Source organism: uncultured Vibrio sp., from assembly GCF_947488985.1.
Taxonomy (GTDB): Bacteria; Pseudomonadota; Gammaproteobacteria; order Enterobacterales; family Vibrionaceae; genus Vibrio.
In genome coordinates this window covers 1-21,023 of sequence record NZ_CANLBV010000068.1, presented here as the reverse complement: position 1 = coordinate 21,023, position 21,023 = coordinate 1, and the positions used below count along the sequence as shown (strand labels likewise).

The 21,023-nt window shown below is 44.2% G+C and carries 17 protein-coding genes; 10 read left to right on the top strand and 7 right to left on the bottom strand.

The window, feature by feature from the left end:
• The 4 genes from Q1A70_RS14105 to Q1A70_RS14090 form a co-directional block, all read left to right on the top strand.
• Positions 1 to 865, top strand: an 865-nt coding sequence (locus Q1A70_RS14105; protein ID WP_299692610.1) for an HD domain-containing phosphohydrolase, incomplete at its 5' end; no start/stop codon positions are given.
• A gap of 33 nt (positions 866 to 898) precedes the next feature.
• Positions 899 to 4,630: a response regulator gene (locus Q1A70_RS14100; RefSeq protein WP_299692613.1), complete on the top strand. Its 3,732-nt coding sequence runs from the start codon at positions 899 to 901 to the stop codon at positions 4,628 to 4,630.
• Between the two features lie 199 nt (positions 4,631 to 4,829).
• Positions 4,830 to 5,588 (top strand): sulfite exporter TauE/SafE family protein, encoded by a 759-nt coding sequence (locus Q1A70_RS14095; RefSeq protein WP_299692615.1) that lies wholly within the window; start codon positions 4,830 to 4,832, stop codon positions 5,586 to 5,588.
• Between the two features lie 222 nt (positions 5,589 to 5,810).
• Positions 5,811 to 6,002 carry a hypothetical protein gene (locus tag Q1A70_RS14090; RefSeq protein ID WP_299692617.1) on the top strand — a complete coding sequence of 64 codons (192 nt, stop codon included), beginning with the start codon at positions 5,811 to 5,813 and terminating at the stop codon, positions 6,000 to 6,002.
• Positions 6,003 to 6,077: 75 nt separating this feature from the next.
• On the opposite strand, the gene Q1A70_RS14085 is transcribed toward Q1A70_RS14090, so the two are convergent.
• The 4 genes from Q1A70_RS14085 to zwf all read right to left on the bottom strand — a co-directional run bounded on the left by Q1A70_RS14085 (position 6,078) and on the right by zwf (position 10,512).
• Positions 6,078 to 6,491 carry a VF530 family DNA-binding protein gene (locus Q1A70_RS14085; protein ID WP_299692620.1) on the bottom strand — a complete coding sequence of 138 codons (414 nt, stop codon included), beginning with the start codon at positions 6,489 to 6,491 and terminating at the stop codon, positions 6,078 to 6,080.
• A gap of 327 nt (positions 6,492 to 6,818) precedes the next feature.
• The gene (gnd, locus tag Q1A70_RS14080; RefSeq protein WP_299692623.1) at positions 6,819 to 8,267 is read right to left on the bottom strand and encodes a decarboxylating NADP(+)-dependent phosphogluconate dehydrogenase; all 1,449 of its coding nucleotides are present in this window, start codon (positions 8,265 to 8,267) and stop codon (positions 6,819 to 6,821) included.
• A gap of 29 nt (positions 8,268 to 8,296) precedes the next feature.
• Positions 8,297 to 9,013: a 6-phosphogluconolactonase gene (gene pgl / locus Q1A70_RS14075; RefSeq protein WP_299692653.1), complete on the bottom strand. Its 717-nt coding sequence runs from the start codon at positions 9,011 to 9,013 to the stop codon at positions 8,297 to 8,299.
• Positions 9,010 to 10,512, bottom strand: a complete 1,503-nt coding sequence (zwf, locus tag Q1A70_RS14070; RefSeq protein ID WP_299692656.1) for a glucose-6-phosphate dehydrogenase — start codon at positions 10,510 to 10,512, stop codon at positions 9,010 to 9,012. Before zwf ends, pgl begins: the two co-directional genes overlap by 4 nt.
• 1,004 nt (positions 10,513 to 11,516) lie before the next feature.
• On the opposite strand from zwf, the gene Q1A70_RS14065 reads away from it, so the two are divergent.
• The 6 genes from Q1A70_RS14065 (at position 11,517) to Q1A70_RS14040 (ending at position 19,207) form a co-directional block, all read left to right on the top strand.
• Positions 11,517 to 11,744, top strand: coding sequence for a hypothetical protein (locus Q1A70_RS14065; protein WP_299692626.1), 228 nt, complete (start codon positions 11,517 to 11,519; stop codon positions 11,742 to 11,744).
• 262 nt (positions 11,745 to 12,006) lie between these two features.
• Positions 12,007 to 13,443, top strand: coding sequence for a TolC family protein (locus Q1A70_RS14060; protein ID WP_299692629.1), 1,437 nt, complete (start codon positions 12,007 to 12,009; stop codon positions 13,441 to 13,443).
• A gap of 3 nt (positions 13,444 to 13,446) precedes the next feature.
• Positions 13,447 to 14,421, top strand: a complete 975-nt coding sequence (locus Q1A70_RS14055; RefSeq protein WP_299692631.1) for an efflux RND transporter periplasmic adaptor subunit — start codon at positions 13,447 to 13,449, stop codon at positions 14,419 to 14,421.
• 7 nt (positions 14,422 to 14,428) lie between these two features.
• Complete coding sequence (locus tag Q1A70_RS14050; RefSeq protein WP_299692634.1) at positions 14,429 to 15,727, top strand: ABC transporter permease; 1,299 nt, start codon at positions 14,429 to 14,431, stop codon at positions 15,725 to 15,727.
• Positions 15,724 to 16,890: an ABC transporter permease gene (locus Q1A70_RS14045; RefSeq protein ID WP_299692637.1), complete on the top strand. Its 1,167-nt coding sequence runs from the start codon at positions 15,724 to 15,726 to the stop codon at positions 16,888 to 16,890. The genes Q1A70_RS14050 and Q1A70_RS14045 overlap by 4 nt, the downstream gene beginning before the upstream one ends.
• 772 nt (positions 16,891 to 17,662) lie before the next feature.
• A complete protein-coding gene (locus tag Q1A70_RS14040; protein ID WP_299692640.1) occupies positions 17,663 to 19,207 on the top strand; it encodes an alanine/glycine:cation symporter family protein in 1,545 nt (514 codons plus the stop codon).
• 115 nt (positions 19,208 to 19,322) lie between these two features.
• On the opposite strand, the gene Q1A70_RS14035 is transcribed toward Q1A70_RS14040, so the two are convergent.
• The 3 genes from Q1A70_RS14035 to Q1A70_RS14025 all read right to left on the bottom strand — a co-directional run bounded on the left by Q1A70_RS14035 (position 19,323) and on the right by Q1A70_RS14025 (position 20,971).
• Entirely contained in the window at positions 19,323 to 20,057 is a 735-nt protein-coding gene (locus Q1A70_RS14035) for a chromosome partitioning protein ParA (RefSeq protein ID WP_299692644.1), read from the bottom strand.
• A gap of 57 nt (positions 20,058 to 20,114) precedes the next feature.
• Entirely contained in the window at positions 20,115 to 20,273 is a 159-nt protein-coding gene (locus tag Q1A70_RS14030) for a hypothetical protein (RefSeq protein WP_299692647.1), read from the bottom strand.
• 548 nt (positions 20,274 to 20,821) lie between these two features.
• Positions 20,822 to 20,971: a hypothetical protein gene (locus Q1A70_RS14025; RefSeq protein WP_299692650.1), complete on the bottom strand. Its 150-nt coding sequence runs from the start codon at positions 20,969 to 20,971 to the stop codon at positions 20,822 to 20,824.
• Positions 20,972 to 21,023: the final 52 nt, after the last annotated feature.

Here is a 21,023-nt window from a genome sequence, read left to right as displayed (position 1 = left end):
ATACGAGACAAGGTTCACTCATTACCGCCCATGCTGGGTAAATTTTAACAGTGACAACTATCCTGCCAGAGGGGGCATCTTTGTTACCGCTAAAACTGATGTCGTAGATGAGCAGCGAGGATTTGAATTGGGAGCTGTGGATTACATCACCAAACCTGTCAGCCCTCCTATCGTTAAGGCTCGCGTGGTCACACACATAGCCCTCTATGACCAAAATTTAGCGCTGTCGCTTAAAGTGAGACAGAGAACGGAAGCGTTAGCCATGAGCCGACTTGAAATCATCCGTAAGCTAGGTCGGGCGGCTGAATATAAGGATAACGAAACGGGGATGCACGTCGTTAGAATGAGCTACTACTCTAAGATTCTTGCCCAGCAATTGGATGTCAGTGAAGAGTGGGTCGAGCTCTTATTTCAAGCGGCCCCCATGCACGACATAGGCAAAATTGGCATTCCCGATTGCATATTAGGCAAACCCGGTAAGCTTGATGCTGATGAGTGGGCCATAATGCAAACGCACGTAACGATTGGCGGGGATATTATCGGAGACAACGACTCTAAATTGCTAAAACTCGCCCAAGAGATCGCCCTGTATCATCATGAAAAATGGGATGGTAGTGGCTACCCTCATCAACTCTCCGGCGACGATATCCCACTTAGTGCTCGAATTATCGCGATTGCAGACGTATTTGATGCGCTAACCAGTGAACGTCCATACAAAAAAGCATGGTCTATTGAAAAAGCGATAGCGCTAATACAAGAGCAAGCAGGACTGCACTTTGACCCCTATTTGGTCCCTATTTTCATTAGCAAACTCGATGACATACTCACTATTAAACACTCTTTTACTGATGAACAAGAACACTAAGTTCGCTGATACTTTATCAATACAAGGTACTCTATGAATACTGTTTCAAGATTTGCCTCTGATTCTAAAAAAATCTTAGTTTCTTTTCTGGTCGCGGCCATCGTAGTCTTTTCTGTCGCGGTGGGTGCTTGGATCAATCTTAACGATCGCTTCATCGGCGTCGAACAATATGCTTCCAGTACTCGCTTATTGACTTCACTCGATAAGCTCCGCGTTTATGAGTTGTCTTTCAGCAACAACTACAACGAACAAGTCATCTCTCGCTTTAATCAAGAAGCAGAACAAACCGTGGAGCTAGCCAATGACTATGTCGACCAATATGCAGCGCCACTTCCTATCAATTTGCTTACTGAATACTTAATTCAATTTAAGCAATATGTCGATATTGTTGAATTGAACCAATCGACTCGAACGCTTATGGACGAGCACTCCAATGCCGCAACAGAGTTATTGCGAGAGATGAGAGATCTACACAATCAAGCAATCAATCAAAACAGTCAGAAAATTCGCGGGCTACGACTAAACAGCGAAGAACTGACCAACACCGCGCTAAAAACCAGTCAACTAGCCACTCTCGTTGTTAACATACAAAACCTTGAAAAAGAGTATTTACTCGACGGTAATCTAAAGACTTATTCGTTAGTCAAACTTGAGATGCAAAAGGCTTCACAGCTCATTTCAAAGTTACAAGATCAGATTTTGAATGACAAAGGAGAGCAACTTTTAGAGATTGTAGATAAAGCAAAAAATCGCTATTACACCAACTTAGTTCAGTTGCAAGGCACACCTGCGTCTTCGAAAAAGTTAAGAACATCCCTGATCAATCAAGTCACCCTGAGCGGCTCTGAATTCTCACGTTCCGTTAGCTTGCTCTATCAAACCAAACAGAGCCAAGTCGCGGAGCTTAATCACCTAGTGTCTCAATCTCAAGCAGAACTCTCTTCCCAATTGCTCATAGGGCAAGACCTATTGGCTATTCATACACTACTAAGTCGTTCAAATCGATTCAATCGAGATTTTCTACTCGCAAATTCAAAGGAACAGAAGCTCATCGCCGACAAAGTGTCACATGTGATTAATGAGATGCAATCCAAATCTAGTAATGCGCAACGACTTATAACTTCGTATGCACCAAACGTAGAAATTACCCGCTTTGACGAGCATATCAGTGTTTATAAATCACAATTTATGAAGTTAGTCAGTTCACAAATGCAAGGCCACCAACTATTCAAAGCGATGGATGAGAGCTTCTTAGAGTTTCGAGATTTCGTATCCCAACTTCATCTTTTAGAAAGCGTCAATGTAAAAGACTCTTCTAGCGTGACTTTCCATTTAGCCATCGGTGGGGTGATTTTCTTCGTCATAATTTTGTTGATGGGTTTACTCGCCGCCAAAGCGCATTCAGCCTTAGGAGCATTCGCGCAAAGTCTTGCCTCAGCTCGCGATGAAGCGGATGCTGCCAACCATGCAAAGTCGGACTTCCTCGCCAATATGAGCCACGAAATTCGCACGCCGATGAACGCCATCATCGGGATGAGCTATCTGGCGTTAAAAACCGATTTAACTAAAGCGCAGCGTAACTATATCAATAAAATAAAGCTCTCCTCAGACGCCCTACTCGGTCTTATTAACGACATTCTCGATTTCTCTAAAATAGAAGCGGGTAAATTAGACATCGAAAATATCGATTTTCAACTAGAGAACGTATTGGCTCACATCACCAACTTGGTCGGTCTGCGTGCTTCCGACCGAGGCTTAGAGTTGCTGATCCAAGTCGACAGAGACGTACCGACTAATCTGGTTGGTGACCCATTAAGGCTAGGACAAATTCTGATTAATCTCAGCAATAATGCCGTAAAATTCACAGAAAAAGGCGAAGTAAAGATCTCAGTCTCTGTCGAACAAAGGAAGGGCGACGATGTAACGCTCAATTTTGCGGTCTCTGACAGTGGTATAGGGATGACTCAAGCGCAAGCCGATAAGCTGTTCAATAAATTCACTCAGGCGGACAGCTCAACCACTCGCAAATATGGCGGTACAGGCCTAGGTCTTGCCATCAGTAAAGAACTGAGCCAACTGATGGGAGGCGATATTCATGTTTCCACGGAACTTGGCAAAGGCTCAACCTTTTCATTTTCTATCTCGACACGCATTAGCCATGCAATCACCCAACAACGAGTGGTGGTTCCGGCGTCGATTAATAATCTAAAAGTGCTCGTGGTTGATGATAACGCCAGCGCTCGGTTAATCGTCGGTGACATTCTAGAATCACTAAAACTTGCACCCACACTCAGTTCTTCGGTGGATGAGGCTTTAGTTGAGTTGCATACCGCTAACGCTCAAAACAAGCCATTTGATTTAGTTATCTCTGACTGGAAAATGCCCAAGCGAGACGGTGTAGACTTACTTTCTGTACTCAACGATGGGCAATCGTTCAGCCACGGGGATGCGCTTCACCACCGACCGCAATTAAGCAAGATGCCAAAAATCATGATGCTGACCGCTTACGATCGAGAAGAGCTTGCTGAGGTGATTGAGCAAAGAGGCTTTGAAGTACCCTGCATTCTAGACAAGCCCATAACCTCTTCCCATCTATATGATTCTATCATCTCACTTTATGGTTTCGATTCAGACAGAGTTTCCCGTAGTGAATTAGAGCAGCAGAAACAGCTTGCCAACGCTCAACAGCTCGCGGGAGCGAACATCTTGCTGGTTGAAGACAATGAGATAAACCAAGAATTAGCCACTGAGCTGTTAGAGAGCCAACAAATTCACGTCACCATCGCCGAGAATGGGCAACGTGCTGTTGAGTTTTATCAACAATCGGTTGCGAACGATGCCCCTTTCGATGGTATTTTGATGGACTGCCAAATGCCAATAATGGATGGTTATGAGGCGACCCAATACATTCGTCAGCAACTAAAGGATCACGACATACCGATCATCGCAATGACAGCGAATGTCATGGAGCGGGACAAAGAGAAAGCCCTCAACTGCGGCATGAGTGACATCATAGCTAAACCTATCGACGTGGGTTCAATGTTTGCAACGCTCGCCAATTGGGTATCCCCCTCTCATCCCGCTCAGTTTTCAAACGCAGTACCACAACAGGATACCTCGGATATGGCAGGCTTTCACGCATCCGCAGACAGTTGTACATCAGCAGACAGTTATGCCCTTCTCGCCAATATCAAAGGCGTTGATCTCACCACTGGTTTAATTCGGGCTAACAATAATCCCCCGTTGTACGTAAAGCTATTAACGCGGTTTGTTGACGCCTATTCTGAGCAAAAGACTATAGAGGCTGAACTATCACGCCCTACTCGACAGCATTACTTACATACCCTCAAGGGTGTAGCCGGTAACTTAGAGGCTGGTAACTTACATGTATTGTGTGAAAAGCTAGAGTCCAATCTCAATGATAGCCAGTTAAAAGATCAGGTCATCAAAGCCACACTCGCGCTCAGCGGTGAGATAGTCGATGCGTTATCTCACGCCGATTCATTGAATCGCGCTGCCAGTGAACAGCTAACCACCAAAGATTCGATACCACCCCAAGCCAATGCCGAGCTCTACCATCAACTACTCGACGCCGTGGTCAATGATGATACTGAGGCACTCAACATCATCCTTAATATTGAAGACAGCAATCTCATTGGAATGTCTACTTGGGAGTTTAAGGCGCTGGAAAGCGCTTTAGAGGAGTTTGATTTCGATAGCGCTACAGAGCGACTAAAAAGCTCAATACTGTTTGAACGAGAATAGCTCATCAAGCCACATCGGTTGCCACTCATTATCTATTGAAAAGAGCATTTTGCTCTTTTCAATTTGAGTCTTACCAAAATCCTGATACATAAATATGGCTAGTAAACTCACACTCCCAACGATCCAAAATACATATCACTGATATTATTAACAAAATCGAGTATGGTATTGCTTCATCTTAGGTAGTGGATCTAAAACTATGGATTGGTTGGTTCTTTTCTTATCGGGAGTGATTGGCGGCGTACTTAACTCCATAGCAGGTGGTGGTAGCTTCATCACCTTCCCTGCTCTACTATTTGCAGGAGTGCCTCCGATCGTGGCCAACGCAACCAATACATTTGCTTCCTGCGCGGGTTATATCAGTGGCGCGTATGCGCTGCGCCATGAAATTCAATCTGGTACTCGTCAGCTCAAACGGATCATTGCATTGTGCATCATGGGTGGTGGCATTGGGGCATTTTTGCTGCTGCATACACCAGAAGCACTATTTACTCAGTCCGTACCGTGGTTGCTACTGTTCGCAACTATGCTATTTACCTTTGGCGGCACGCTCAATAAATGGCTTAAGCACGCGACCGCAAAGCATAAGCACGCCACCAGCGCAGGCGCATTATTTTCAGCTTTACTGCTTTTGATTGTCTGTATCTACGGGGGCTATTTTAATGCTGGCTTGGGGATCGTGACATTAAGCTACTTGGCACTTGCTGGCTACACCAACATCAACGTAATGAATGGTATCAAATTACTGGTATCGGCGTGCGCTTCGCTCGCCGCAATTGTATTTTTTGTCATTAATGGGTCGATAGATTGGCCGTCAGGCAGCGCGGTTTTACTCGGGACATTGGTTGGTGGTTACTATTCAGCAAAAATCTCTCGTCGTATCCCTCAGCAACATGTGCGTACTGCGGTGATCATCGCGAGCTTTTTCATTACCGCATACTTCTTTTATGCCAACTAGATGCAGCACTCTCGCTCTAAGATTAAGAAAATTAAATAAAAGAAGCAAAGCTCGTCACTTCACAGCAATACGTTTTTTGATCATAAAACAGACACCATAAAATGTGTGACGCGAGTCATTCAATAAGTTTATTTGATAAGAATTTAGACTAATTTTTAGCCTTTTGCTCATGAGAAGTGGGATAATTGCCTTGTAGAAAATGTGGTTTATGAGGGAGACGTTATGAATACTAAACTCGGTCATGTTATGTCATCAAGCAGGCTCATTTGCTTTGTCGCTTTTCTTGCAGCAACCTTCGCGTGGCTCCTAAAGATGCCCGCTCTGTTTTCGGTATCCGCGTTATTTTTGCTTGTTAGCGCTGTTGTTTATCTCTCTGATATTTGGAAGAATCAAAGCAAGAACCGTGAAGCCTAGCCATTAACGGTTTCAATCGGACTAATTACAAAAGGAGCACTTTGGCTCCTTTTATGCTTATCGTTTCTTGAGCTCTTAACGGCGAAAATTACGACCGTTACGGCCGCGGCGCTCTTTAAATGCAGATGCAGCTTTAGCTTGTGATGCTTGAATCGACTCAACCGTGAGTTCCATCGGCTCTCTAGGCTCTAAACCATGGCGGAATGTACGCGAGCGCGGTGGCATCTGGTATTCGATATCTGATGCTTTAGGCATACGCTTAAAACGGTACAGGTAGAAATTTTCCACCTTTTCACGAGCCCACTCGGTTTTCTTCAAATATTTAACGGCACTTGCTACTGTTGGCTTGGTGTTAAAGCAGTTCATACGCATTGCTGCATCTAAAATTTCCCAACCATAATGATCCACTAATTCAGTGATCATGGTTTCCAGCTTTAAGCCATGCAGTGGGTTATTTTGTTGCAGTTCGATTCTTTCTTCTTCAGTCATAATATTACCTTTCTCAAGGCAGCTCACGGCCTTGAATATACGCTAAAACATCGTCATCACTGACCACTTTTAGCTCTATCACGTAGGCATTATATCCATTGCCTTTAGTTATGCCTTTATGATGGCATAAAGCACGGAGGTTATCCTATCGTTCTTTTGATTTAATTTCAAAACGGTCATTTAACGCTCGGATTCAAGCTATACCAACCTAGATTTATCGCTAATACTCCCGGGGTTACCGCCAAAAACAAAAAGGATGCCAATAGGCATCCTTTTATCATTCACAGTTTTCAAACTGAAACGCTCTGAACTGAATCTAGCGAACGATTATACGTCGTAAGTTGTAGATGCAGTATCGCCGCCTGTACCTGTCCAGTTTGTGTGGAAGAACTCACCACGTGGACGGTCAGTACGCTCGTAAGTGTGAGCACCGAAGTAGTCACGCTGAGCTTGAAGCAGGTTCGCTGGTAGACGAGCCGTTGTGTAACCGTCTAGGAAAGATAGCGCAGAAATCGTGCATGGCATTGGGATACCAGACTCTAGAGATTTCGCTGATACTTTACGCCAAGCCGCTAGGCTGCCTTGCAGGATGTTCTTGAAGTACTCATCAGAACCGAGGAATGCGATGTCTGGGTTTGCTTCGTACGCATCACGGATGTTACCTAAGAATGCAGAACGGATGATACAACCGCCACGCCACATTAGTGCTACGTTACCGTAGTTTAGGTCCCAACCATTTTCGTTTGACGCTTCACGCATTAGCATGAAACCTTGAGCGTAAGAGATGATCTTAGAAGCCAGTAGCGCTTGACGTAGTGCGTCAACCCACTCTTGCTTGTCACCTTCAACTGGCGTGATTGTCTTCTCAAACAATGCTTCAGCTTCAACACGTTGGTCTTTAAGAGCAGACAGGCAACGAGAGAATACCGACTCAGAGATTAGAGTCAGTGGGATACCTAGGTCTAGTGCGTTGATACCAGTCCACTTACCCGTACCTTTTTGGCCAGCTGTGTCTAGGATCTTTTCAACTAGCGCTTCACCGTCTTCATCTTTGTAGCCAAGGATGTCTGCAGTGATTTCAACTAGGTAGCTGTCTAACTCAGTCTTGTTCCAGTCAGCGAATACTGCTTGCATCTCGTCAGCAGACATACCTAGGCCGTCTTTCATGAACTGGTATGCTTCAGTGATAAGCTGCATGTCACCGTATTCGATGCCGTTGTGTACCATCTTAACGAAGTGACCTGCACCGTCGTTACCAACCCAGTCACAGCAAGGCTCGCCAGCGTCAGTTTTTGCAGAGATACCTTGGAAGATTGGTTTAACCGCTTCCCATGCTTCAGCTGCGCCACCTGGCATAATAGAAGGACCAAAACGAGCACCTTCTTCACCACCAGAAACACCCGTACCGATGAAGTGGATGCCTTTCTCACGGCAGTGCACAACACGACGGTTGGTATCAGGATAGTTCGTGTTACCACCATCAATGATGATGTCGCCTTCGTCTAGAAGTGGAATTAGGTTGTCGATGAACGTATCAACAACAGCACCAGCACGTACCATCAGCATCACTTTACGTGGCGCTTCTAGCTTCTCAACCAGCTCTTCTAGAGAGTACGCACCAACAATATTTGTGCCTTTTGCTGGGCCTTCTAGGAACTCGTCTACTTTCGCAGCAGTACGGTTGTGAGCAACAACTTTAAAGCCGTTGTCGTTCATGTTTAGGATAAGGTTCTGGCCCATTACTGCTAGGCCAATTACACCGATATCACCTTTCATTATTTATATCTCCTTGCGGCTAGTCGCGATTATGCGATAGCACTTGCTGCACTTGAATCTAGGAACCACTCTGTTTCACCAGTTTTAGACTGGATTTTAGCTGCCGGATAAGGCAACTCTGAAGCAGGTGTTGTATGAATTTCTTTTACGATATCAACCTTGCCTGCACCCAGTACTAGGTAGCTGATTCGTTTTGCTGCCTCTAAAACTTTAGCGGTTTTAGAAACACGGATTTGACCCGACTCTGGGTGAGAAGCTAATACTGATAAGTTCTCATCTTGATAGTCAGTTGCGCCCGGAAATAGCGAAGCGGTATGGCCATCAGCGCCAACACCAAGCAAGATCCAGTCGAATACTGGCGTTCCGTTTTCGATTGGGATCACATCTGCCATTTCTTGTGCGAAACGCTTAGCTTCGGCTTTAGGCTCATCTTCACCACGGATACGGTGAATGTTCTCAGCAGGAAGGTTCACGTTTGAGAAAAGTAGCGTATTTGCTTCACCGAAGTTGCTTTCCGCGTCATCCGGTGCCACGCATCGCTCATCGCCCCACCAGAAGTGAAGGTTATTCCATTGAATACCCTCTGCGTATGGCGCTTGAGCCAATAACTTGAAAAGCATTTTAGGTGTACTACCACCAGACAGTGAAATGTGTACAGGTTTACCGTGCTCGCTGTAAGCTTTCATTTCGTTTGCTAAGTTTTCAACGACCAGTTCAGGCGTTGCAAAGATCTTGTGATTGATCATAGTTCGCAGTAATCCGTATCTGTTAAGTTTTTGCATGGGAAACGCCATGCTCGGCCACCACGTTGCAAAAGTTCATCCGCTTCTTGTGGGCCCCAAGTACCACAAGCATAGCCAAACAGTGCTTGAGGATCTTGTTTGAAATCTAAAATTGGCTGAACGTACTTCCAACAAGCTTCTACTGCATCAGTACGTGCAAACAGAGTGGCATCACCATTTAGTGCATCAAGAAGCAGGCGCTCATAAGCGGTTAGCATCTGAGTTTCAGGTAAATCAGAGTAAGAGAAGTTCATTTTCACTTCTTTTGCTTTGAAACCAGCTCCAGGCTCTTTCAAGCCAAAGCTCATCTGAATACCTTCATCTGGTTGGATACGGATAATCAGTTTGTTCTCAGGAGCGTCTTGACCAAATACTGGGTGCGGTGTGTTCTTAAAGTGAATCACGATTTCCGTCACACGTGTCGGTAAACGTTTACCAGTACGCACGTAGAAAGGAACCCCATTCCAACGCCAGTTATTGATGAAGGCTTTTAAGCCAATGTACGTTTCAGTACGAGAGTCGTCCGCGACACCCGGCTCTTCACGGTAACCTAACAATTGCTGACCACGAACGTCTGATGCGGTGTACTGACCAAGCACCAAGTTTTTACGCAAGTCTTCTTCGTCTAGAGGTTTCAGACATTGCAGCACTTTAACCACTTCGTCACGGATTGAATCGGCATTGATTTGAGCCGGTGGCTCCATACCAACCATCGCTAGTACTTGTAGAAGGTGGTTTTGGAACATATCGCGCACAGCGCCAGAACCGTCGTAGTAGCCACCGCGCTCTTCAACGCCAAGGAACTCTGCACCTGTAATTTCAACGTACTCAATAAAGTTACGGTTCCACAGTGGTTCAAACATCGCGTTTGAGAAACGAAGCACTAGTAGGTTTTGCACCGTTTCTTTACCAAGGTAATGGTCGATACGGTAGATCTGGTGTTCTTGGAAGTAATTATGGATCTCTTCATCCAACGCCTGAGCGGATGCTAAATCGTAACCAAATGGTTTCTCGATGATCAGACGACGCCAGCCGTTCGCTTCATCGTTAAGGCCATGCGCAGCAAGGTTTGCTGGAATCACACCGTATAAGCTTGGCGGCGTTGCCAAGTAGAACAATGTATTATGGTTTTCGAATTGGTAGTCTTGCTCAAGCTTGTCTAGACGTTGTGCTAAACGCGCGTAGTCATCTACATCTGACGTGTTGATCGCTTGATAATGCAAATGTTCAATAAATGCATCCAGCGATTCAGGCTCAGTTTTTTCCATTTCCTGAAGAGACTTTTTCAGCTTTTCACGGTAAGACTCATCGCTGTACTCAGTACGGCTCACACCAAGAATCGTAAAGGATTCTGGCATTTGATTGCTAGCATACAAATGATACAAAGCAGGAATTAACTTACGGTAAGTTAGATCTCCCGACGCACCAAAAATCACGATGCTGCTGTTTTCAGGTATTACCATCATCTTTCCTATAAAAACAAGGTTTTTAAGTATTCGCAAAAGGTATCAGCGACATACAAAAATAGATAATAGGTCTTGGCTATTACATCAATAGCGACTACCTATTACCCTTGAGAATGCGTTTGATCAACGAGGGTGAGTGCTATCACCTCTATTCGGTGGCGTATTGTCTATGAGTATTTGATTTACATCAACCACTGTGAAAGCATTCGATTAAATATTGACTCACTTCGGACGAATTCTACTCAATCACCCAGCAGATAAAGGCTTAAATATCAGCAAAACGTCATCCTCCAACATTGTAGTCAAGAAAAGAAGGTAACTGGTCGGTGGAGTGAATGATGATAGATGACAAATAAACGGACACTAACTTACTCAACTGGTTTGGCACTTCACCTCATATTTCAATTGAAGATAACGACACACAATACCAATACCAATACCAATACCAAGTTAACACCAACACCTTTTGTATCTCGTAATCCAGCGCTTATCCAGCGCTCAATAATTGAGCAAACCATTAATTGATGTTCCTTTATCTTAATCGACTCCAACCACTGCCCGGTTTAGATTAAATTGACTTAAACATCAAAATAAACGACTAAATATTGACCTAGATCACTAAGCATTTAGGTGTTTTTTAGGTTGTTTACAACAAATACAATTATAATAGTTGCATATGCAGCGATTTATTATTGTCAGGCGATACATCACAGGTTTCAGACCGATAATTTAGATGTTCAAAAAGGCAAATGCTATTGGCAACCTACTAAGAAATCACTAGGTAGCGGCACACGTAACGTCATCAAGTCTTTTAAACAATAGTGTTCATTGAGATCAACTCATACAAGGCTATTGAGACAAGCAGGCAGTACAGATAATACGTAAAAATCGCCCTCAGTGAACAAACACCAATAAGTAAGGTGTCGTAACGAGTGGTAATGGCCAATAGATACAGGATAAAAAACATAACGTACAAACATTGTTGAAAAGGAAACCAAGCAATGAAACGCGATAATTTTGGAATCTGCCTTACAAGGGCTATGCTTTTCAAAAATTTACAATCTACCTTTACTCATGTGAGAGCCTATGAGAAGAGCGATAATTCTCCTCTTGATCTCAAAGTATTGTTAGCTTTCCCGCAAATGTCAGGCAGAGATCTATTACAAACGATGCAAGGTTCCAGACAACTGGTATGGCGCGCCGATCACCATTGTCCAAGCTTTAAGTAAACCACTGCATTTTTTGTAAAATGACCTCTAAACTCAACTTAAAGAGCACACTACAGAGGTGTGCTCTTTAAGCACTTGCTTATCCTTGACATTCACACTGCTCAATCTTATTTATATCTAATTGTCTCTTGATGAGGTAATCCGTAAAGACTTAGCTCTCTAGTGTTGACAACAAATCAATTCAGATAGCAAATCAATTCGAGACAAATAGATACCCAACTGCTAATATTAGAGCTAATACTCTAATTGGTATTTAATTCAGATGACCAAACCGAAATTCCGATACCTTGCGATTGCTAGCGTTCTTCTTAGCGCGATGACGTCGCCAGGTTATGCTGCCCCGCTCTCTTTTGCGGAAGCATGGCAAATACTGCAACAGAACAACAACGCTCTTGCTGCCCAACAAGCCAATGTCGAACGTTACCAACACCTTCAAAATGCTACCGGTAGCCTTAACCTTCCTTCGGTTACGCTAAGTGCCAACTACACTCATCTTGATAGTGACGTGACACTCAATGGTAAGCAATTTGGTGATAGCTTAAGTAATGTTCCTAACTTAGGTATTCTCCAGCCAATATTAAATGGACTTGGTGGTGTGACTTCTACCATTGCGGAGCAAGACATCTTTAGCTCTTCGATTCGCGTCGTATGGCCCATATTTACTGGTGGTCGAATTAGCGCAGCGCAGAATGCCGCGGAAGGTCAAAGCGAAGAAGCACAAAGTCAAATGTTGATGGAAAAGCAAGCTCGCTATGAAGACCTAAGTAAATACTACTTCTCCGTCATTTTAGCGCAAGACGTTGTGAAAACTCGTCAAGCCGTTGAAGCAGGCTTAACGCAGCACCGTGATTTCGCGATTAAGCTTGAGCAACAAGGGCAGATCGCCCGCGTCGAACGCCTGCAAGCAGATACGTCATTAGACAAAGCGATGGTCGAACGCACGCAAGCCGAAAACGATCTCAAAATTGCTCAACTGGCACTGACTCAGATTCTGGGCCAAAGCCAAAGTGTCGAACCTTCTGAGCAGCTGTTCATCAACAAGAACCTTCCTGATATGGATGTGTTCATTGATCAAACACTCATGACCTACCCTGGCCTGAAGATCCTCGATGCCAAAGAAAAACAAGCGAGCAGCTTAATTAAAGCCGAGAAAGGTAAATACTACCCAGAGGTTTATTTATACGGTGATTACAACCTATACGAAGACGACTCTCTGGCTAGTCAATTAAAGCCTGATTGGTTAGTCGGTATTGGGGTTAATGTACCGCTAGTTGATACCTCAGGTCGCTCCGACAAAGTGGCTGCCGCTCATAGCGCAGTATCTCAAGTTCAGTTCCTCAAGTCACAAGCGAAGCAAGACTTAACCGTACTGGTGCAAAAGACCTATCTTGAAGCAAGACAAGCCATAGAGGAAGTTCAAGGCCTTGACTCTAGCCTCTTACTGGCTCAAGAGAATGTATCTTTGCGCAAAAAGGCCTTCACGCAAGGACTCTCTAACTCATTAGAAGTTGTTGATGCGGAACTTTACCTCGCAAGCATCAAGACCCAGCAATCGGCAGCACGATTCAAGTACCTGATCTCTCTTAATAAGCTTTTAGCGCTATCCAGTGAAATGAATGCTTATTCAAGTTACTTAACGTCCTCAGTTCCATCTGATTTCGACTCAAAAACAGACACCTATAGCCAATCAAAAGGATAATTCATGAAACCTATTAAGCCCCTTCTTCTAGCTTTGATTGGCATTGGCGTTACAGGCTGGATCGGATACAGTTTTTACCAAGCTTATCAGCCTCAACCCATAAGGATTCAAGGACAAATTGACGCACAGCAATACAGTATCTCGTCTAAAGTCCCAGGCAGAATTGACCAGATTTTTGTACGTAAAGGCGATTCTGTTGAAAAAGGCGAATTGATCTTTTCTCTTCTTAGCCCAGAAATTGACGCTAAGTTAGAGCAAGCAAAGGCAGGCGAAAAAGCCGCTGGAGCCTTAGCTCAAGAAGCGGAGAAAGGTGCTCGAACCCAACAAATTCACGCGGCTAAAGATCAGTGGCTTAAAGCCAAAGCCGCCGCTGATCTCATGGACAAAACGTATCAGCGAGTGAATAACCTCTATAACGATGGTGTCGTCGCAGAACAAAAACGCGATGAAGCTAAGACACAATGGCAAGCCGCCAAATACACTGAAAGCGCAGCCTTTCAAATGTATCAAATGGCACAAGAAGGTGTGCGTGACGAAACCAAAGTTGCCGCAGCTCAAAAGGCACTAATGGCAGCGGGCGCAGTCGCAGAAGTCGAGGCTTACGCAAAAGACACTCAGATCCACAGTTGGTTCACTGGTGAAGTGGCTCAAGTGATGTTAAGCAGTGGTGAGTTAGCGCCGCAAGGCTTCCCTGTCGTCACAGTTATCGATACTGATGATGCTTGGGCCGTATTAAACGTTCGTGAAGATCAACTCAAACATTTCAACAAAGGCAGTCAATTTGAGGCATACCTGCCAGCTTTAGGTAAATCACTCACTTTCCAAGTGACACATATTGCCGTGATGGGTGATTTCGCAACTTGGCGCTCAACAGACGCAGCACAAGGCTTCGACTTACGCACCTTTGAAGTAGAAGCTCGCCCAATTGACACAAACGAGACACTACGTATGGGTATGAGCCTTGTGGTTGAGCTTTAGGTAATTTATGGCGACTCACTCTCAATTAACAGAAGACGGACAACCATCGGAAGATGATCAATTATCGAAAAGTGGCCCATCGTCGAAACAGCTTAGATCTCCGAAACAGCTTAGATCTTCGAAACAGCCTAGCTCTTCGGAACAGCATCGAGCAACCAGTACCTTGCGCTGGCAGTGGACGATAGTCCGTAAAGACAAATGGTTGTTGTCGTGCCTAACTTGGATACCTCTACTTCTTGCAGCCTGCATTTGGCTAATTTTCTCACAAGGCATTGCTCGCGACTTACCCGTTGCAGTTGTCGATCTAGAACACAGTCAAATTTCACAGCAGTTCATGCGCCTAGTCGATGCTTCTCCAACCCTACAGGTGACGGAGAAATACAGTTCAGCTAGCGAAGCGGCAAAGGCAATGGTCAAACGAAATATCTACGGTTATGTTGTTATACCTAAGCACTTTGATCGCGATCTGTACCTAGGCCTAAACCCACAAGTGTCTGTGTTCTACAACAGTCAATTTATCTTGGTCGGTAAACTGGTTAGCTCTGCACTGTTACAGGCTCAAGGTACGTTTGACGCACAACTTGAAGTTATGAAGCAGCTTTCAAGCGGCGATACCACGGTGCAATCTGCATTAGGACAGGCGGTGACGATACAAAGCCAAATCACTCCCCTGTTTAATAAGAACAGCAGTTATGCACAGTTCTTGGTGTCTGCCGTTATCCCTGCACTATGGCAGATCATGATAGTGGTTGGCACGATACTGATTCTGGCAGCAAACATTCGAGAACGTGGCTTCAAGGCTTGGTTATCAAACACGCCAATAAGGTCGTTAACAGCCGCACTCACACCTTACTTAGTACTGTTTTTAGCGTTTGGTATTGCGTTTATTTTTTGGTTCTATCGGTTCTTAGATTGGCCATTCAATGGCAGCTTTACAGTCTTGACGGTAACTCAACTACTCACCGTCGTCAGCTGCATCATTATGGGGTGTTTGTTTTACTTCTTAACACTTGATCCAGCAAGGGCAATGAGTTTCGCTGGTGCCTTTACCGCGCCAAGTTTCGCATTTATGGGGATCACCTTTCCAGTCACAGACATGAACTTCGCTGCTCAGATCTGGAGAAACTTACTGCCCGTAAGTTATTATATTGAGGCACAAACGGCACAATCCAGTTATGGCGAAAGCGCTTACCAGACGCTGCTAAACCTGACTTCAATGTTATGGTACGCGATTCCTGCGCTCGTGGTGATATTGTTGATTAAACGACACTTAATCAAGCTTGAACAACAAGGGTTAACGTCATGAATTTTGCTCAGCTGCTTAAGCACGAGCTATTAGCTGTCTTTCGCAATTCCGTGGTTCTTCTAACGGTATTCGGTGGCGTAGTGTTTTATTCGTTCTTATACCCATTACCTTACGCGAACCAAATGCCTCAACAGCTGAAAGCTTCAGTGGTTAACTTGGATAAAAGTCAAAGCAGTTACCAATTAGAACGCATGGTTGATGCCACTTCTCAAATCAACTTGGTACGTCGAGACTCTACGATAGCGGATGCCAAGCAAGCCGTTCTCAACCAAGAGATTGGGGGATTCATCGTTATCCCTGAAGGCTTCTATAAAAGCTTGCTTATGGGAAAGAGCCCAACACTCTCTTACGCTGGTGACGCCTCTTACTTCTTGGTGTACGGTACGATCGTAGAAGGGTTAGCGAAAGCTGGGGGCACTCTCGCTGCGCAGGTTAAAGTCAGTCACTTATTAATCGAAGGTGTACCACTTGAATCGGCAGCTAAAGGCTATAGCGCGTTTAGCTTAAATTTAAAACCCACCTTCAATAGTAGAATGGGGTATATCGATTATGTGGTTCCTGCCGTATTTGTATTGATTCTGCAGCAAACCTTGGCCATGGCTTCAGGCTTGCTCGGCGCAACACAAAACGCTCAATCAACGGCTGGTTATTGGAGTAAGGCCTCCCCAGCTAAACTGATGCTCGCTCGTTGTTGTGTCCTAGTTGGTATTTACTACCTGTTATCTATGTACTACTTCGGCGCAAGCTTTTCGATGTATGGGATCAACATGCTCGCCTCAGCCACACAACTCTTAACTTTTCTGCTCCCCTTCTTACTGGCGACCTGTGTCATAGGGATTGTTATTGGTGAGTTAGTGCCAAGACGAGAACTGGTCACGGTTGTGGTATTAATCAGCTCAATGCCACTGATATTTTCATCCGGTTTTATCTGGCCTATTGAAATGATACCTGAGTGGTTAATACAGTTATCCCAGATTTTCCCAAGCACACCAGCAATTCAAGGTTTCTTAGCGCTTAATCAGATGGGCGCATCATGGCAAGACGTCGCGCCGCAGTGGACGCTGTTATGGGGACAAACCGCTCTGTGGGGCTCATTATTAGCGCTTAAGCTGTGGCATCGTAATAATCAAATAAATGAACACACCTCGTCAATGAGTAAATAAACGCATCGCTTGATATAACCGTATCGACAATACTCTTTACTGAGCACTAGGGCGTGTTGACCTTTTATGGTTGAATTTTGTTCGAGATAAAAGCGTTTTAATCGCGCGAGGGGGAAGTAGCCTAATCATTCTAAGCAAATCCTCCTCAACAAAGAGTAAACGCTTTTAGCCGAACCCTTCGGGCAGCGTTTACTGGTTATTTCTACGACGTTATCGGCTTCTCATGTAGGCTAGCTACACATCGACGCCTCTGTATTGTATAAATACCCAGCAACTCGCTGCAAAAATCCGCTCGAAAGAACAACACGCCCTAGCAACTTATTAAACAAAAGCCCTGACAAAGAGCTTTTGTTTTTTATCTGAATCATTTCTACAAATGAATTTATACCTTATACCAATCACAGTAAGTAAGTGGTCAAAAATATAATTACATTAAGGTGTTCACCCCACCGCTTTGAGCTGCCCTGCCTTAACGATGCAATCGCCACTGACCAACAAACAATTGTTAACAAATAGCGGTAAAACACGACCCGATGTTAAATTATTGCTAATCAAACTTTAATATTATCAATTTTGCGTATAGGATCATCAGCATGACTTGCAATGGTCAATATCACAGTCTTAATGGTGCAATCTTTAAAAGGATTTTCATATAAGGCGTGAGCATTGTTGGTGTTTAGACCTCGCTCCAACCTTGTTTGTTGTCGAAAGAAATAAAAACAGATTGAAATTCAGTATCACAAACGAAGTTTATTACAAGACAGGGAAAACCATGAAAAACATACGTGAACTATTTTTAGGGTTTATATTATTATTTAGTAGCAGCGCTTTTGCAGAAGAGACGGGATCATTCAATGAAACTATCAGCAACTTAAGTCAAAGTGTTGATGGATTTTTCAACGAATACACGGGCTGGTTCGTTGGGCTTATCTTTAAAAGTGTCCCGATAGGGGAAGCAAACTTTCCCGTTATTGTGGGTTGGCTGTTGAGCGCAGCGATTATCTTTACTGTTTATTTTGGCTTTGTTCAATTTAAACGTGTCGGCATGGCCATAGACATTATTAAAGGTAAATATACCGACCCAAACTCCAAAGAAGAAGGAGAGGTTTCTCACTTTCAAGCTTTAGCAACAGCGCTTTCTGGCACTGTTGGGCTTGGTAATATTGCCGGTGTTGGCGCTGCACTTGCCATTGGTGGTCCTGGCGCGACATTCTGGATGATTTTGTGTGGCCTTCTAGGTATGGCTTCTAAATTTTGTGAGTGTACCTTAGGTGTCAAATACCGAACTATCTTACCGTCAGGCGTTGTTTCAGGTGGTCCAATGTACTACCTAAGCCAAGGTCTTGGTGAAAGAGGTTTAAGCGGACTAGGTAAAGTGCTTGCTATTGGTTTCGCACTGATGTGTATTTTAGGCGCATTGGGCGGCGGTAACATGTTCCAAGCGAACCAAGCACATGCCATGTTAACTTACGCATTTGATGTACCGAGCGAATACGGTGTGATCACTGGCCTTGTACTCGCAGCTTTAGTTTTTTCCGTGATTGTTGGTGGTATGCCTTCAATTGCATCGGTAACGGAAAAAGTTGTTCCTTGGATGGCTGCTCTGTATATCGGTATGGCTCTGATTGTTATCGGTTCTAACCTTGATCAAGTTGGTCCTGCGTTCAGTGCAATCTTTACCGGAGCATTTACTGGTGAAGGGGTTGTAGGTGGGTTTATTGGTGCCTTAATCCAAGGCCTGAAGCGTGCGACCTTCTCAAACGAAGCCGGTGTAGGTTCAGCAGCTATCGCCCACTCAGCAGTAAAAACAAAAGAACCAATTACCGAAGGTTTAGTATCCCTATTAGAACCATTCGTTGATACGGTAGTTATTTGTACTATGACTGCATTGGTGATCACTATCGCAGGTCTGAATACGGGTCCATTCGATGGATCTGGCTTAACGGGTGTAACGCTTACTGCTGCATCGTTTACTGAAACGGCAGAAGTGTTTAAATACACACTCGCGCTGGCTGTTATCATGTTTGCATTTTCAACCATGATCTCTTGGTCGTACTATGGCCTAAAGGCGTGGACTTACCTATTTGGTGAAGGCAAAACCACTGAACTGATTTTTAAAGTGATGTTTTGTGTGTTTGTTGTTGTGGGTGCCACAATTCAATTTGGTGCGGTAATCGACTTCTCTGATGCGGCTATCTTTGCGATGTCTATCTTCAACATTCTTGGACTGTACTTCTTGATGCCTGTGGTGAAGAAAGAGCTGCAATCCTTTGTTGCTCGCGTGAAATCAGGTGAAATTAAAACCTATGAGAAATAGTGAATAATTAGGACGCCCACATCATGAGTATGATGTGGGCGTTCGAATACTGGCTGTCAAACAGAGACTAATTCGACTCTATCCAATAACTCTTGGTTGGCTTCCTCGCTCAGCCTTACAAGCCCATCTCTTCAGTGAGTGTTTTTATTTGCTTGAGATCCATGGTGTGTACTTCAATCATTTGTCTGATATCACTGAGGCGCGAGTTCGCGTTATCTTGTTTCTCACACGCGTCAGACTTGGCATCCCATGATGTGCCATCTAAGAAAACATCACATGCTTTTTTCAAAGACTCGAGGTTTTGTTCAAGATCGTCTCTTTCTTTTTCGAGTTTTTTAATCTCTTGCGATATTTGCAGTTCTTTGCGGAAAATTTCACGTGAGCGTTCCAACAACGTTGACTGCATGTCTGCCTGACGGTTTAATTTCTGATTGTTTTGCTGAGTTTCCTCTAGCGTTTGCTTTTGTTCGTTCAATTGTTGCTCTAACGAATAGTTTGCTTTCTCTAACACCGCAGACTGTTTGGCTAATTCCTGCAATTCTTTTTGATGTTCTTCTGCCTGCTTCTCCAAAGCGGAAGCGACTTTCTCGTCGATTTCTGTATCGACATTGGCCACCTTAGCGTCCACTGAAGTCAGTAATTGTGTTTTGCTATCATTCAGCTCTTGATAACGAGTTTCTAGTACCTGATAAGTGGATTCCCACTTCGACGCCGTAATTGTCGATCCGATCAAACCACCTAACGCTAGGCCTATAACAGCACTAATGCCGATATACAGCTGACTGCGCTTATCTCGCTCTTCAATCACGACTACTTCATCTTGTTCGCTTTGCCCAGATTGCTGGTTCACTGCGGGTACTCCCATTATAAAATTACGTTACACGGTAACTAACATCAAAATATCAGTTCAACGAGTTAACTCTGAAATCATCAAACTCGCAGTATACAAAAGGAAGCTGCCAACAATCACGATCACTACCCCTTTTTGCACTTTTTCATTGGTCCGATAGCGAAACAGTACAAACGCCAAAGCCAATAAAAATACAATTGCTATTAGTCGAGTCATAACTCCTCCTTGTTTCTCTATTTTATACCATTTAAATAAGTAAGTTACGTCAAAGTCTCGTTGTTTGATCATTTAGTTGGGCAACATTTGCTCAGGCACCAGTTTGAAGCCCAGGTTTTGACGACATAGATTTTAGAGGCCGATATTTTGAAGGCAAAAGTTTATCGCTACGCCATATTAGTATGATCAACGATACGACCACAGATCAACAGCTACAAGCAACAAGCCGGTTGTCCTGATAAAAACTGTGGGCTGGTGTTAGAAGGGAGGGATAAGTAGGAAGGAGAGATAAGTTAACAAAGAACAGCGCACTCCAGAAGACGGTCGACACTCAAGCAGAGGAAGTCATTGAGTTAGAGAACAAAATCGCATACTTGTTTAAAGTGCTCCCTACTCGCCTCCCTCAAGATGATCTCACCAATCTTATGCCTTGGGACATGGAATACGATGAGGCCAAATAAGGCCTCACCGCTTAATTAGACGCTTACAATATAAGTGCAGGAAATTGGCAACCAACCTACCTTTACCTTAACCGGTGACGGTGGAGTCTAAATGTCATTGCTACTAAAACAATTTCGTCCGTTACTTTTTGACTGGTATAGCGCTTCATCAGCCAAGGTCACCAGTTTCGACTCCAATTCCTTGAGTATCGGTTGCGTTACCTTAGATTGAATGTAAGCGTCTTTAAATCGACTCATTCAATCCTTTCAATAAACGTCGTAACCTTTAACTTTGATCGTTAAAGGTACT